General features: G+C 67.3%; 12 protein-coding genes. 3 read left to right on the top strand and 9 right to left on the bottom strand.

All coding sequences use genetic code 11. From position 1 onward, the window contains the following. Window positions 1-103: 103 nt before the first annotated feature. From rpsI to ddaH, 4 genes are all read right to left on the bottom strand, one after another. Complete coding sequence (gene rpsI, locus ACLIVD_RS12840) at window positions 104-640, bottom strand: 30S ribosomal protein S9 (protein WP_005239729.1); 537 nt, start codon at window positions 638-640, stop codon at window positions 104-106. Beyond that, window positions 637-1,080: a 50S ribosomal protein L13 gene (gene rplM, locus ACLIVD_RS12835; RefSeq protein WP_005239728.1), complete on the bottom strand. Its 444-nt coding sequence runs from the start codon at window positions 1,078-1,080 to the stop codon at window positions 637-639. The genes rpsI and rplM overlap by 4 nt, the downstream gene beginning before the upstream one ends. 168 nt (window positions 1,081-1,248) lie before the next feature. Then, a complete protein-coding gene (gene rocD / locus ACLIVD_RS12830) occupies window positions 1,249-2,475 on the bottom strand; it encodes an ornithine--oxo-acid transaminase (RefSeq protein ID WP_491932558.1) in 1,227 nt (408 codons plus the stop codon). Between the two features lie 6 nt (window positions 2,476-2,481). Continuing rightward, window positions 2,482-3,399 carry a dimethylargininase gene (gene ddaH, locus ACLIVD_RS12825; RefSeq protein WP_491932557.1) on the bottom strand — a complete coding sequence of 306 codons (918 nt, stop codon included), beginning with the start codon at window positions 3,397-3,399 and terminating at the stop codon, window positions 2,482-2,484. 81 nt (window positions 3,400-3,480) lie between these two features. On the opposite strand from ddaH, the gene ACLIVD_RS12820 reads away from it, so the two are divergent. Next, window positions 3,481-3,933, top strand: a complete 453-nt coding sequence (locus ACLIVD_RS12820) for an Lrp/AsnC family transcriptional regulator (protein WP_005239716.1) — start codon at window positions 3,481-3,483, stop codon at window positions 3,931-3,933. Window positions 3,934-4,002: 69 nt separating this feature from the next. On the opposite strand, the gene ACLIVD_RS12815 is transcribed toward ACLIVD_RS12820, so the two are convergent. From ACLIVD_RS12815 to eccCa, 4 genes are all read right to left on the bottom strand, one after another. Continuing rightward, window positions 4,003-4,290, bottom strand: a complete 288-nt coding sequence (locus ACLIVD_RS12815; RefSeq protein ID WP_283332988.1) for a WXG100 family type VII secretion target — start codon at window positions 4,288-4,290, stop codon at window positions 4,003-4,005. Between the two features lie 43 nt (window positions 4,291-4,333). Further along, window positions 4,334-4,651, bottom strand: a complete 318-nt coding sequence (locus tag ACLIVD_RS12810) for a WXG100 family type VII secretion target (RefSeq protein ID WP_025432240.1) — start codon at window positions 4,649-4,651, stop codon at window positions 4,334-4,336. Between the two features lie 131 nt (window positions 4,652-4,782). Next, window positions 4,783-6,120 (bottom strand): type VII secretion-associated protein, encoded by a 1,338-nt coding sequence (locus ACLIVD_RS12805; RefSeq protein WP_491932556.1) that lies wholly within the window; start codon window positions 6,118-6,120, stop codon window positions 4,783-4,785. Between the two features lie 56 nt (window positions 6,121-6,176). Beyond that, on the bottom strand, window positions 6,177-10,178 hold the full coding sequence (eccCa, locus tag ACLIVD_RS12800) for a type VII secretion protein EccCa (RefSeq protein ID WP_491932555.1): 4,002 nt from the start codon (window positions 10,176-10,178) through the stop codon (window positions 6,177-6,179). A gap of 283 nt (window positions 10,179-10,461) precedes the next feature. Here eccCa and eccD point away from each other — a divergent pair, with 283 nt between their 5' ends. Both eccD and mycP read left to right on the top strand, forming a co-directional pair. Beyond that, window positions 10,462-11,934: a type VII secretion integral membrane protein EccD gene (gene eccD, locus ACLIVD_RS12795; protein WP_283353379.1), complete on the top strand. Its 1,473-nt coding sequence runs from the start codon at window positions 10,462-10,464 to the stop codon at window positions 11,932-11,934. After that, the gene (gene mycP / locus ACLIVD_RS12790) at window positions 11,931-13,322 is read left to right on the top strand and encodes a type VII secretion-associated serine protease mycosin (protein WP_283353378.1); all 1,392 of its coding nucleotides are present in this window, start codon (window positions 11,931-11,933) and stop codon (window positions 13,320-13,322) included. The genes eccD and mycP overlap by 4 nt, the downstream gene beginning before the upstream one ends. 10 nt (window positions 13,323-13,332) lie before the next feature. Here the strand turns inward: mycP and eccB are convergent, their stop codons facing one another. After that, on the bottom strand, window positions 13,333-14,811 hold the full coding sequence (gene eccB, locus ACLIVD_RS12785; protein WP_283353377.1) for a type VII secretion protein EccB: 1,479 nt from the start codon (window positions 14,809-14,811) through the stop codon (window positions 13,333-13,335). Between the last annotated feature and the right edge of the window lie 60 nt (window positions 14,812-14,871).

The following is a 14,871-nucleotide window of genomic DNA, read 5'->3' as shown; positions in this document are numbered from 1 at the left end:
ATCTCGGATAAAGCACGAGAGCAGGCGTCCGGTAACGATGGACGCCTGCTCTCGGGAAGAACAGGTGCCGAAGCCGACCCCGCAGGGCGGCTTCGGCGACACATCAGCGCTTCGAGTACTGAGATGCCTTGCGGGCCTTCTTCAGGCCGTACTTCTTGCGCTCGACGGCGCGGGCGTCACGCGTGAGGAAGCCGGCGCTCTTGAGAGCCGGACGGTCCTCGGGGGTGACCTCGATGAGCGCGCGGGCGATGGCGAGACGCAGTGCGCCGGCCTGTCCGGACGGTCCGCCACCGTGCAGCAGCGCCACGATGTCGAAGGACTCGGCACGCTCGACCGTGACCAGCGGAGCCTTGATCAGCTGCTGGTGCACCTTGTTCGGGAAGTAGTCCTCGATGGTGCGGCCGTTGAGCTTGAAGTCGCCCGAACCGGGGGTCAGACGGACGCGGACAACCGCTTCCTTACGACGACCGACGGTCTGGATGGGGCGATCGATCACGATCGGGGCCTGCGGCGCAGCAGCGGCCTCGATGTCCTCGGCGACCTCGGGCTCCTCGACGGACACGTACTCGTCCGCCGCGACCTCGACAGCCTCGGTGATCTCTTCGGGGTTGGACACGTTCTGCTCCTCCGGCGCCGTCACTGGGCCACCTGCTTGATCTCGAATGGCACCGGCTGCTGCGCGGCGTGGGGGTGGTTCGGGCCCGCGTAGACCTTCAGCTTGCTGCTGATGGCGCGACCCAGCTTGTTCTTGGGGAGCATGCCGACGATGGCCTTCTCCACGAGGCGGTCGGGGTTCTTGTCGAGAACCTCACCGACGGAGCGGGACTTCAGACCACCGGGGTGTCCGGAGTGGTGGTAGAGGAACTTGCCCTCACGCTTGTTGCCGCTGATGGCAACCTTCTCGGCGTTGATGATGACGACGAAGTCGCCGCCGTCAACGTGCGGTGCAAAGGTGGGCTTGTGCTTGCCGCGCAGCAAGTTGGCTGCCTGGACGGCAAGGCGGCCGAGCACCACGTCAGTGGCGTCGATGACGTGCCACGTGCGGGTCACATCTCCGGCCTTCGGGGTGTACGTAGACACAGAACTTCCTCGTCTTGTTCAATCCGCTGCTGGCCATTGCGTATCGTCGAGCGATTCCCGGCGGCCAGTTGAGACCCGAGAACCGCCAGCCACTGCGACACGAGGACGCAGCGGCGCACGGCACGCCAACGGAGAACAATACCGGTCGGTGAGGCCCAGGGTCAAAACTCACTCGGCGAGCGCATCGGCGAGCTGTTCGACCGCCCACGTCAGCTCGTCCCGTTCGATCACCAGCGGCGGGGCGATGCGGATCGTTCCCTCGTGCGCGTCCTTCGCGAGGACCCTGCGTGCCAGAAGTCTTTCACAGATCGTTCGAGCGGACGGCATACCGTCGGCCAGCTGCACACCGGCCCACAGTCCGCGGCCACGCACCTCCGAGACGTGGTCGGGGGGCAGTTGCGCCAGCATGCTGTGCAGGTAGGCGCCCAGGTCACGGCTTCGCTGCTGATACTCGCCGGTCTCGAGCAGGTCCACGACGGCGCTCCCGACCGCGCAGGCGAGGGGGTTGCCCCCGAACGTGCTTCCATGTTGTCCGGGGCCGATCACCGCCATCACCGGCCAGTCGGCGATGACGGCGGAAACCGGCATCAGACCACCCCCGAGCGCCTTGCCCAGGACGTACACGTCGGGGGTCACGTTCTCGTGGTCGCACGCGAACGTGTCGCCGGTCCGCCCGAGCCCGCTCTGGATCTCGTCGGCGATCATCAGGATCCCGCGACGGGTGCAGATGTCCCGGACCGCCGCGAGGTAGCCGGGCGGTGGCACCAGCACTCCGGCCTCCCCCTGGATCGGTTCGAGGAGCACCGCCACGGTGTTCTCGGTGATCGCGGCCTCGAACGCGTCCGCGTTCCCGTATTCGACGGACGCGAAGCCCGGCGGGAACGGACCGAACCCGGTGTACGCGTCCGGATCGGACGAGAACCCGACGATCGAGATGGTGCGACCGTGGAAGTTCCCGGCGCACGTGATCACCTCGGCACGCCCCGGTGGCACTCCCTTGGCGTCGTAGCCCCATTTGCGGGCCAGTTTCAGCGCGGTCTCCACGGCTTCGGCGCCCGTGTTCATCGGCAGTACGGCTTCTTTCCGGCACAGCCGGCTCAGGTCCTCGCAGAAGGACGCGAACCGATCGTGCTGGAAGGCGCGGCTGGTCAGGGTGAGCCGGCCGAGTTGTTCGCGTGCCACCCGGACGAGAGTGGGGTGTGCGTGGCCGAAATTGAGCGCCGAGTATCCGGCGAGGACGTCCAGGTAGTCGACGCCGTCGATTCCCTTCACCCACGAGCCCGCGCCCGACTCGATCACGACCGGCAGCGGCGAGTAGTTGTGTGCGCTGTGCTCGTCGGCCCTGCTCAGCTGCTCACGCGTGGCATCCGACACGGAAACGACACCGTCCGACATTGCTGGTCACCCCTGATCTTCCACGACCCGGAGCCCGCGGAAGCCGCGGAGCTCCAACGTGCTGCACTTGATTCCGCCACCGGACTTGAGGAACTCCGAATAGTCGACCGGCACGGGCTCGTACCCGCGGGCGGACAACTGGCCGGCAAGGTGTGAAGCCTGGACGGGTAGCACCACATTGGCACCGTCGCTGACCAGGTTCAGTCCGAGCCAGTCGGTGTCCGTCTCGGCCGCGATCACCGCGTCGGGATACATCTGCTCGAGCAGAGCGCGACTGTCCGGCGAGAACGCCGCGGGCAGGTAGGCGATGGTCGAGTCGTCGAGCACACCCAGCGCGGTGTTGAGGTGGTAGTAGCGGGGATTCACCAGGTTCAACGTGATCACCGGGCGGCCGAGGTGCGCCGAGGCCTCGGCGTGCGACCGCGGGTCGGAGCGGAACCCGGTTCCGGCGAGGATCACGTCGCCGACGACGAGGAAGTCGCCCTCCCCCTCGTTGACGTACCGCGGCAGGGTGGGCCTGATCAGCCCGTTGTCCCGGAACCACCGGAACACGTGCTCAGCCTCGGCCCGCCGCTCGGCGGACCGGTAGCGGGCGCCGAGCGCCACCCCGTCGACGACGAGTCCGCTGTCGGTGACGAACACCATGTCCGGAAGTCCCTCGACCGGGTCGATGGTGAGGACCTCGTGCCCGAGTCGCCGGTAGGTGTCCGCGAGCGCCGACCACTGCGACATCGCACGCTCCCGGTCCACGGGTTCCTCGGGCCGCATCCAGTCGTTGATGGCATAGACGACGTCGAAATACGTGGGCGGGCACATCAGGTAACTCCGCGAGTGAGCATGCCGCGGGACGCAGGCGGCGTCACCCGGCACCTCCGCCGTCTCCTCGTACGGATTCTCGGACTCGATACCAGCAGTGGGCGCCATCTCCACTCCCCCTCGATCGGTGTCGGTGAAATCAGTATCCACCCACCAAAAGGCCTGATCAATGCGCTAGCGTTCCATCACATGGATGATTCGTTGCGTCTGGACGGGCTCGATCGGCGGATCGTTGCGCGGCTCGAGCGCAACGCACGGTCCAGCTTCGCCACCATCGGCGCCGAGGTCGGGCTCTCCGCACCCGCCGTGAAGCGTCGGGTCGATCGACTGGTCGAGTCCGGAGTGATCACCGGCTTCCATGCGGCGCTCGATCCGCGTGCTCTCGGCCACGGCGTCGAGGTCTTCGTCGAGTTGTATTGCAGCGGTCGCACCTCGGCTGTCGAGATCGCACGGATCGTGTCCCGTCACACCGAGGTTCAGGAGGCCTACACCGTCACCGGCGATGCCAACGCCCTCCTCCGCGTCCGCACCACCGACACGGCACACCTCGAACGCACGTTGGAGAATCTGCGGTCGGAGCCGGCCGTCCTTCAGACCAAGAGCAGCGTCGTCCTCAGCCGGCTGATACCACCTGCCGACTGACCCACTGCCGGAGACCACAGTGCCCCAGCAATCGTGGATTGCTGGGGCACGCGACGTGTCACGCGAAGATCAGAGCCACGCCGTGGCGTTCCGGTCTTCTGCAGTCTGCATGTCGACGGCGCCGTCCTGGACGACCTTCGAGATCGTCTGCAGAACCTGGAGCAGATCCTCGTGGGCGTTGTCCCACTTTGCCTGCACAGCTTGGTAGTTCTCCCGCGCACCGCTCTCCCACTGCGCCACGAGCCCGTTGACGTAGCCCCGGAGCTCGTCGTGCGTCTCGCGCAGCTTCGCTTCGTTCGACTTGATGTCGCTCGCCAGCGCCTGCAACTCGGCAAATCCGTACTTCAATGAAGACATTCGGTGCTCCCCTCGAGCGTGGTAATTGTTCTCGGCGCCGGCGTCAGATGTCGAGCGATCCCGAAGCTCCGGCCGCATGGATCGCATCCTGGTTGGCCTGCTCGGCGGCGTCGTATCCCTTGCCGTTCTCGCGGATCTTCACCGCAATCTCGTCCAGCGAGTCCTGCATACGGCGCGCAGCATCTCCGTACCGAGCCATCAGCTCCATGAACGCCGTCTGAGCCCCACCCTGCCAGGCCGAAGACGACTCCTCGCAGCGGCCCTTGAGACTGTTGATCGTGCCCTGCAGCTGGCTGTTCACCGTCTGCACGTGATTGGCCGCGACCTCCATCTGGCCGACATCGGTAACAACTCCCGCCATTGTGACTCCTTCTGTTCTCGGTGCGGCGGCCCCCTCTGGACTGCCCGCATTCACCCCTACACAAGATTGGACGCATCAGCCGCCCAATCGGTTCCACCGCGGTGGAAGATTCTTCGGCGAAAGGGACGGGGTCACCGAACGATCACCAGCGACCGCACGACCTCTTCGCACACGCTCTCGATCGACTCCCACTCCTCCGCCAGGAACTGACAGCCGACGCTCACCTGGAGGTCACGCTCGACGAGAACGTGCCAACGCACCACGGAACTCTCGTCGGGTAACTCGCTGTACGCGATGCCGGGTCGACCGCCGAACACGACGTCGCGCTCGAGTTCTCCGAACAGCTCGGGACGGCCGCGCTGCGCAATCTTCGCCGCGAGCGTCGCCGCAACCTCGTCGTATCCGGCTCCCTCTCGAACCGCGTTCTGCGTGATGATGATTCGCCGGTCGGCGCCGCCTGCAGGCACCAGCTCCACCCGGGCGCCGGAAGACGACGACGCGGTGGGAGTGCGCTCCTTCCATCCGCTCGGCAGTGTCACGCGAATTCCGCCCACCTCCAGTCCTGCCGCAGTGGCGGTAGTGGTGGTGGTCGGGGCGGACGCGCGACTGCGCGTCGTGGTCTGAGCCGCCGGTGTCGCACTCGCGTCGAGCGCGCGGACGGATTCGGTGCCGGTGTCGGGTTCGCGAAGAGTGAAGACGAGAACAGCTCCGACGACGACGGCCAGCACCGCGGCCACTGCGAAGAACGTCGGCCGCGTGCTCCGTCGGTCACCGCGCTCCGATCCCTGCAGTGCCGGTTCGAGCCAGTTCGCCTGCGGCACAGTCATCGCCGCCGGCTCGTCTGCAGCCTCGACCACGCTGGACGCGAGTGCGCGCGCGATCTCTTCACCGGTAACGATCCGGACGTCGGCATTCGGGGACGCGTGGGCGACCACGGCGTCACGCATCGATGTGCGCTCCTGCGACTCTCCGACGCCCGTCAGGAGTATTCCGTCGACCGGCCGATCACCGCGGGCTCGCGCACCGAGTTCCACGATCGCTGTCGCCCACTCGTCGATCCCCTCGTCGGCGCAGAGCGACGGGTCGTGCTCGCATTCGACGACCCGGTATCCGCCGACCTCGCCGACCACGTAACTGGCCGTTGCCCCCACGGTCCGGCCTTCGAGCACCATCCATCGGCCACCTGACACCGCAGCACCCTCGGCCGCCGCCACGGCAACGGGAACCAGCACCGTGTCGGCGGCAACGCGCGAGCCCGCGGCGGACAGCACGTTCCGCCTCGCGGAACCCCACTCCGTCGGGTGTGAAAGTACGGCCGTCGCGATCGGCACAACTTCCCCCGCACTATGGATCGCAGACCGGAACACCCCTGCCAGGGCGTCGGATACCGCGAGAACTCCGCCGTCGACGTCGACGTACTCGTCGTCGACGAACCAGAGCGGCGTCATCTCGTGAGCTGCCGTCGTCACGCCTCGAGCGCAGGACCACATGCCGGATTCAGTGAGATGAATCGCGACCGCCGACATCACAGCGGGGGCATCCACGCGAGCTGGATCAGGCCGGTACCCGCACGGTTGACCAGCGTTCCGCGCCCGGGAGGCATCGCACTCGGACGAACGGTGCCGATGAGATTGCCCTCCTCCCGGTTGCCACTCATCACGAGGCCAGTCGACTGCAGATCACGCAAACGCGCGATGACCGGCTCGTACATTGCGCGTGCCGCACCGCCGGAGCGGCGCGCGATGATCAGGTGGAAACCGATGTCACGGGCGTGCGGCAGGAATTCGACGATCGCGGCGACCGGGTTACCGCTCGAGGTCACGACGAGGTCGTAGTCGTCGATGACGACGAAGACTTCGGGTCCCGACCACCAGGATCGGTCGCGCTGCTGCTGGCGATTGAACCCGGGGCCCGGCATGCGCCCCTTCAGCAGGATCGCGAGGTCCCTCATGTTCGTCGTCAGCACGTCCTCGGACGGCGCATACGACGCCAGGTGCTCCGTCTCGACGACGCCGAGCATCGTGCGCCGGTAGTCGCCGACAATGATCTTCGCCTGTTTGCTCGTGTTCGACGCCATGATGCCCTCGCAGATGTTGCGCAGGAGCGTCGTCTTGCCGCATTCGGTGTCACCGAACACCAGGAAGTGGGGCTGCTCGGCGAAGTTCAGGAACGTGGGAGCCAACTCCGCCTCGTCGAGACCGATCGGTATCTGCAGACATGCCTGCGCCGGATCGAGGTAGGACGGCCACCCCCCGGCCGCATGGAGCACTTCGTCGCGGGCGATCTGTGCGGGCAGCATTCGCACCGCCGGGGCGGGCCGGCCGTGTGTCGCGGCGGCGATGGACGACACCGCGTGTGCCACACCGGATGCCAGGTCGGTCGTATCCGAGCTCCCGTCGATCCTCGGCAACCCGACGAGCAGATGCAGGCTGTCGCGGGTCATGCCGCGTCCCGGTCGGCCTTCGGGAACGAGTGCCGCGGTCTTGCGACCGAGGTCGGAATCCGAGGGATCACCGAGGCGCAGCTCGATCCGCGTGCCGAGCTGATCCTTGAGCGCCGGCCGGACCTCGCCCCACCGTGAGGCGGTGAGCACGACGTGCACCCCGTACGACAACCCCTGGGATGCAAGGTTGGTGATCTGCTGTTCGAGAGCCTCGAAGTCCTGACGAATGCTGCCGAAACCGTCGATCACCAGGAAGACGTCTCCGAACGGATCCTGCGCGACCCCGGCCGCCGCGCCGCGGCTGCCGGGATCGGTGGCGCGCAGTCGCCGGAACTCGGCCATCGACTCGACCCCGAGTTCGCGGAAACGCTCCTCGCGCTGACGGACGATGGTGTTCATCTCAGCGACGGTGCGACGCACCCGATCGACGTCGAGGCGGTTGGCGACCGAACCGACGTGCGGCAGCCCCGACAGTCCGGCGAGCGTGCCGCCACCGAAGTCGAGGCAGTAGAACTGCACCTGCTCCGCGGAGTGGGTGGCAGCCAACGACGTGATGAGCGTGCGAATCGCAGTCGACTTGCCCGACTGCGGCCCACCCACCACCGCCATGTTGCCGGTAGATCCGGACAGATCCACGATCAGGGGGTCGCGCCTCTGGTCGTAGGGCCTGTCGATGATTCCGATCGGTGTACGCAGCGAGCTCAGCGCGGGAACCGGTTCGGTGAGAACAGACCTCGGCAGCATCTGGTCGAGGCTAGGCGCGGCGTCGAGCGGCCGGAGCCACACCTCGTGAGCTCGCGGTCCGCGACCCTTGATCCGTTCGACCACCACCTCCATGGTGGTGCGGATCTCCGTCGGCTCCTCGGCCAGGTGGAGCGACTGTGGTTCGTCGAGGATCTCGACGACATCGAGCGCGACCGGTGCGGCCGTGAAGATCTTGGGCCGCAGCTCGACAGCCGCCTCACCCGGCCGTCGGACACTGTCTTCCCGTCCACCCTCGTAGGTACCGGACACGTACGAGGCCTGGAAGCGGACGATCTCCGCAGAATCGCATTTGAGGTATCCGGCGCCCGGGGTCGCGGGCAGGTGGTAGGCGTCCGGGACGCCGAGCACAGTGCGCGATTCGTTGGCCGAGAACGTCTTGAGACCGATGCGGTACGACAGGTGACTGTCGAGCCCCCGCAGTTTGCCCTCCTCGAGCCTCTGACTCGCCAACAGCAGGTGAATGTGCAGCGATCGGCCGAGCCTGCCGATGGCGACGAACAGGTCCGCGAACTCGGGCTGCTGACTGAGTAGTTCGGAGAATTCGTCGACGACGATGAACAGTGCGGGCAGCGGGTCGAGGTCGGCGCCCGCCTGGCGAGCCTTCTCGTATTCGGTGACGTTCGCGAAGTTCCCGGAGGAACGCAGAAGTTCCTGACGTCGGTTCATCTCACCGGCGAGTGCGTCCCGCATCCGGTCGACCATTGCGAGTTCCTCGGCCAGGTTGGTGATCACCGCGGCGACGTGCGGCGCGTCCTCGAGGCCGAGGAACGTGGCGCCGCCCTTGAAATCGACGAGGACGAGGTTGAGCACGTCGGGCGAATGCGTCGCGATCAGGCCGAGCACCAGTGTCCGCAGGAACTCCGACTTCCCCGAACCGGTGGCTCCGATGCACAGACCGTGTGGCCCCATGCCGTTCTCGGCCGACTCCTTGAGGTCGATCTCGACCGGGTGACCGTCCACTCCGACACCGATCGGGACCCGCAGCCGGTCGCGGCCCTGGCGGGGCAGCCATGCGTGATCCGGGTTGAGACGGCCGACGTCGCCGATTCCCAGCATCTGGCTCCACGTCTGCACCGGCTGATCGTCGTCGCCCCCGTCCACCGCAGTCTGCGACGCCGTCCGGTACGGCGCGAGTCGCCGGGCCAGCGTCTCGGCCTGATGAGCGCTGACGAGGTCGGCTGTCGCGAATATCTCCACGCCGGCTCCGCTGCGGGCGCCGAGGGATCCGTCCTGCGCCACCAACTGGAGTCCTCGCGTGGCCGTCAGTCGCGGGCAGAAGCCGCTGATGTCGAGAACGGAGACCGAGTCGACCCCGCCGTCGGTGATCATCCCCGATTCGCCCTCGAGAATTCCCCCGTCGACGACGATGACGAACTGTGGGACACCGGGGGCGGCGGGAGCGTTGCGCGAGAATCGGTTACGCATCGACAGCTGCGGGCCGAGCGAAGATTCGAGTTCGAGGATCGAGCCATAGATCATGCGGGAAGAACCGACACCGTCCGACGAATCGGGATGCTGCGCGTGCGGCAGCCACTTGGCCCAGTCCCATTCGTGCTCGGTGTCGGGGCCACACACGACGGCGACCAGAAGATTGTCCGGGCCGTGGAATGCGCACAACTGCATGAGCATCGACCGCACCAGGGACCGTGCCGTACCGCGTTCTCCTTCCACGGAGATGGCCGCGAAGCCGCGCAGCGACACCGCGGTCGGCAGATCCTGAACGACGGAGTGCGCGCGGACGAAGCGACGAAGCGACACCGCGGCAACCGGTTCCAGATCCTCCACCGGTCCGGTCTCCGGCGCGATCAGGCGGGTTGCGAGGCGCTGACTGCCCCGGCCGACGCGCACGTGGCAGTAATCGGGGTCGGTGACGCGGCGCTCCCACATACGCGCCGTGCCTGCGATGGTCCACAGCAGGCCGGGCTCGGGGTGGCTCCAGTCGAGCGCCTTTCGCTGCTGCTCGACGGTCTCGTCGACGTCGCGGCGCAACTGATCGAGGTAGCGCAGGTAGTCCTTGCGGTCTTCGTTTGCCTCCGCCGCTTTCGGGCCGCCGCGGCCGCCACCGGCCAGCATGCCGAGCATCGACACCATCATCATGACGGGAAAGAGCATCGACATCGGATTGCGAGCCATGCCCGACGAGAACATCAGGGCCATCATCCCGACCATGGCGACGACCATGACCACGGGAAGGAGCTTGGTCAGAAGGTTTCCCGGTACCAGGCGTGGAATCTCGGGCGGAGCCTGCAGGCTCACTTCGCCGCCCGGAATGCGCGGGACTTCCCGTCGCGCCTTGCGCACGAACCGAATAGTGCTCACTACTCGCCCCCCATGACTACAACCGCCCCGAAAAAACCGTGCACCCGATCCGATCCCGGAACTCCGGGTCGCCCCCCTGGGCTCGATCCGCGAAGTCAGACACTAACCCATGAGGGGCGAGCGGGCATAGGGAAGGTCCGCGCCCTGCCGGACACTGGAGGCGGCGTCCGCCGTGTCGTAAGGTCACCGGTGATCAAATCGGATGACGATCTGTGACCGGTCGTCGATCGGTGTCGTAACGGCGCGGATGGGGTTGTGCGTCGCAGAGTTGGGGGAAATCGCAGTGTCCATCACGCATGACGAATCGCGGGGATCCGCCTCGTCCACCCGTCCCGGTGCCGCAGCAGATCTCTGCCGGATCACCGTCCTGTCGACGCATTCGCAGGTCGACATGGCCGTGCCGTTCGGTGTGCCGCTGGCCATCCTCGTTCCGGGCATCGTCGACACCATCCGCACCCATCGCAGTGCCAACGACTTCGACGACTCGCTCGAACAGTACGAACCCAGCGAGTGGGTGCTCGCGAAGATCGGGCACTCGCCGCTCTCGACCACGTTGACGTTGCACGAGCACGGAATCCGCGACGGCGATCTCCTCGTACTGCAGAGCGTGCACGCCAGTGCGCCGCCGCCGCTGTTCGACGACATCATGTACAACGTGGCGGTCGCCGACGCGGAAGGCGACCGTGAGTGGACCCGGGGTTCCGCACGGGTCGTGGGCTCCGTCGCCGCGGTGCTCGGCACCGTCGTCGGATCGTTCGCGCTGCTGTGGTCCGGGGCGGGGTCCGGAGGATTCCTGGGGGCGGGGTGTGCACTCGCGACGGCCTTACTCTTCCTGATCGCCGGCGCGGTCACCGGTCGCCTCTACGGCGACGCGGCAAGCTCTGTCGTCCTCAGCGGATGCGCCGTTCCCCTCTCGTTCGCGGCGGGGATGCTGTTCGTGCCCGGCGATCTCGGCGCTCCGCACCTGCTCCTCGGACTCGTGCTGGCGGGCACCACCGCCATTCTTGCGCTGCGACTGGGCGGTGTCGGATTACGACTGTTCACGGCCCTGTCGGTGTCGTCCCTGTTCGGTTCGCTCGCCGCCCTCGTGGCAACTCTGTTCGGCAATCCGGTTTCCGCTGTCGGCGCGGGTGTCGTGGCGGCGGCGCTGATCGGACTCGCCTTCTCGGCCCGGGTGGCGATACTCCTGGCGAAACTTCCACTGCCTCCCGTCCCGGCGCCGGGCACCTCGGTCGATCCGTCCGAGGACGACCCGGACGACGAGGTGACGATGCCGTCGTTCGACTCTCTGGCACAGCGTGCGGCACGCGCCCGCAAGTACCTCACCGGTCTGGTCGGCGCGATGACAGCACTCGCCGTGATCGGCGCCCTCATCGCGGCGCAACCCGGTGTGTCCGATGGAATCTTCTGGCCCGGGCTCTCTCTCGCCGTCGCCACCGCCGCCGTGCTGATGTTCCGCGGACGCACGTACAGCAGCGCCGAGCAGGCGGTACCGCTGATCGCGGGCGGGGTGACGATACTGGTTCTGCTGCTCACCGCCGCAGCCGTTGCCGTGCCCGACTTCGCGATCGCGTCGTTCGCCGTCGCGATCCTGTTCGCCGTCGGTGGGCTGGTACTGGGAATCCTCGCCCCTCGCCAGACGTTCTCCCCCGTGATGCGACGGGTGGCCGAGCTCATCGATCTGGCGGTGATCGCGTCGATCGTTCCGCTGGTGTGCTGGGTGACCGGTCTCTACTCGCTGATGCGTGGACTGTGAGGCGCCGGCTCATCCGCGTCGTCCTGGCCACCGCGGTCGTGGCGGTCACCGCCGCCGTGGGTCAGGGCGGCGCCTCTGCTGTCGTGCCCGCTCCCGTGGACGCCGGGCTCATTCCACCGAAGGACAGCACGAAGGTCGAGAAACGCCGGCCGTGCAAAGACGCTGTGCGCGTGCCGGACGGCCCCGACATTCCGGTTGCCCAGCGCGATCTCGACTTTCAATCGGTCTGGCCGATCACCCGGGGTGCCGGTCAGATCGTCGCGGTGATCGACACCGGCGTCTCCCCGCATCCGCGACTTCCCGGCCTCATGGACGGCGGTGACCTCGTGGGGACGGAGACCGGCACGGTCGACTGCGACGCGCACGGCACGCTCGTCGCCGGGCTGATCGGCGCCGCGCAGGTTCCCGGTTCCGGTTTCGCCGGTGGTGCACCGGATTCCCGGATCCTGTCCATCCGGCAGACGAGTAGCGCGTACAACGCCGCAGGCCAGGCCGATCAGGTCGACAACGCGGGCAACTCGGTCGGCGGATACGGGAACGTTGCCACGATGGCGACGGCGATCCGGCGTGCAGCCGACTCGGGCGCCACGGTCATCAACATCTCCGAGGTCGCGTGCAAGACCGCCGCCGAGGGAATCGGCGATGGCGACCGGTATCTGGGGTCGGCCGTGAAATACGCCGTCACGGTGCACAACGCCGTGGTGGTCGCGGCAGCAGGGAACTTCGGTTCGGGAGAATGCACGCTTCAGAATCCGGCACACGATCCCCTCCGTCCCGGCGCCGATCTGTGGGACTCCGTCAGCACCATCGCCAGTCCTGCCTGGTACGACGACTACGTGCTGACCGTCGGCTCCGTCGAGGCGAACGGATCACCGAGCGAGTTCAGCCTGGCCGGCCCGTGGGTCGACGTGGCAGCTCCGGGATCCGGTCTGACCTCGCTGCATCCGACTAACAGCGACCTGACGAACACGACGTACGGCGTGCAAGGCAACGCGGAGCCGGTAAAGGGCACGAGTTTCGCAGCGCCGTACGTCTCGGCGACCGTCGCGCTGGTCCGCTCACGGTTCCCGCAACTGTCCGCACAACAGGTCATGGCCCGGATCGAGGCCACAGCGCATGCGCCGGCGGAGGGGTGGAATACGTCTGTCGGGCACGGGATCATCGATCCGCTGGCCGCAGTCACCGCTGACGTTCCCCTCGACGGTGCCACCGTCGATCAGTCGACTTCCGTCGCGGTCGAGGCGCTCCCGGCGGCTGCTCCCCCGGATCATCGACCGCGCAACGTCGCTGTCGCGGCAACAGCGACGCTGGGCGCGCTGCTCGTGCTCGGCGTCCTGGCGTCGTTCCCCCTCCGCCGCCGGTTCCAGTCGGCGACCGGTCGGCGCTGACCGAACCTGCTCAGTTGGACCCCGACGCGACAGCGGCCGGGGCTGCGTCCGGGGCGATTCCGTCGTGCGCGACGAGCGCCGACGACTTCCCGAGCGCCGGGCCCTGCGCCAGGAGGCCGAGAATCTGCCACGGTGCGAGAGGGCGAGCGCCGTCGACACCCAACGCCTTGGCGGAGTCGCCATCCGGGATACCGAACCGGACTCCCGTGTCCGCGACGAAGAAGCTGCTGTCGCGTCGCGTGCTCGTAGGCTCGATGCCGGTCGACTGCACGAAACCGCTCGTACCCGGCTGCGCGTACACCGAATCCGCGTTGTCGCCCGCGTCGTCCGCCTGGGCCAACTCGACCGCGCGAGCGTCGCCGGGAATCGGAAGGGTGCGACCCGCTACCAAGGACAGCTCGGCCGCCGGACCGCTCGCGCTCGACTCGTCCGGTGCACGGAGTGGCTGCCACGACAGGCAGCTCACGGGGCTTTCCGACGCATCGACGATTTTCGGCGCCGACTCCGGGAAGCTGTCCACCGCAATCCGCTCCACGGAGGGGATCCGATTCATCGCGTCGGGCGTGATGCCGGACATCTCGGTGTCGCCGTGCGAGTCCGACAGGAAGATCAGGTTCGCGACAGCCGAGCTGATCTTCTGGATTCCGTCGCGGAGGACGACGTAATGCGTGGTCTCGGAGCCGATCAGCACCTGGAAGACGGATCCCACGACCTTGTCCTGCAACGGATACCGTGGGCTGCTCCCGGCCCCCGGGACGACGGGCGCGGCGAGCGGCGGCACTTCGGGGACGGCGTTGACGAAACCCTTGCTCACCGGGCGTGGCCGGGCGCCTTCGAGGCCCAGCGCGCGGGTGACCGCCGGATCGTCGAGGTCGATCCTGGCCCGCTTGCCGTCATAGATCAGGTACGACGCATCAGGGGTCGACGCGAGCAGCGCCTGATCTCCAGTGAGGGTCCCGCCACCCTCGGAGCTCTCCGTCTCGCCGACGATGACCGATGTTGTGACGGAGCGATTTCCGTCGGCCCCGATCGAGTCGCACACCGTCCACGGCGTCATCGCGGCGGGGTCTCCCGCCGGCAGCGCAGAGGGCGCGCCGGGGATCCCGACGAGGGCACCGCGGGGGCGGGTGTCGAGTTCGGATTCCTTGACGATCACGGGATTCTCGGGCTTTCCGACGATGAGCCGGGCAGACGCGAGATTCAGCACGGGACGGAGGGTGTCGCCCATGACGACGAACATCGCGCCCGAATCCTTACCGACGACGATCGACGCGTCGCCGATCTTGTCCTGCGGACGGAACAGTGCCAGCGCGGCGCAGCCGGCGAGTCCGAGCGACGCAATCACGACCCCCACCGCGAGTGCGCGCGACTGCGACCGCATGGGGTCGTGCAACATTCGGACGTCGCGACGCACCAGGGCGTGCTCCATCCGTCTGACCAGAAAGCGATACCCGTTGACCTGCCACCGCGTGGTGGGTGTTACAGCCATTGTTCCTCCCCCGTGCTGCACAGCGCTCGGGGTGACACAGTACAGTTCCATCGACAATCT

It is taken from the genome of Rhodococcus sp. G6(2025), assembly GCF_058628105.1.
This window is presented reverse-complemented; position numbering and strand designations above follow the sequence as displayed.

Bases quoted from the DNA above. Each gene is read 5' to 3' on its own strand.
- ACLIVD_RS12810 (WP_025432240.1), bottom strand. From the start codon at position 4,651: ATGGCGGGAGTTGTTACCGATGTCGGCCAGATGGAGGTCGCGGCCAAT.
- eccB (WP_283353377.1), bottom strand. From the start codon at position 14,811: ATGGCTGTAACACCCACCACGCGGTGGCAGGTCAACGGGTATCGCTTT.
- ddaH (WP_491932557.1), bottom strand. From the start codon at position 3,399: ATGGCGCCCACTGCTGGTATCGAGTCCGAGAATCCGTACGAGGAGACG.
- ACLIVD_RS12820 (WP_005239716.1), top strand. From the start codon at position 3,481: ATGGATGATTCGTTGCGTCTGGACGGGCTCGATCGGCGGATCGTTGCG.
- rocD (WP_491932558.1), bottom strand. From the start codon at position 2,475: ATGTCGGACGGTGTCGTTTCCGTGTCGGATGCCACGCGTGAGCAGCTG.
- ACLIVD_RS12815 (WP_283332988.1), bottom strand. From the start codon at position 4,290: ATGTCTTCATTGAAGTACGGATTTGCCGAGTTGCAGGCGCTGGCGAGC.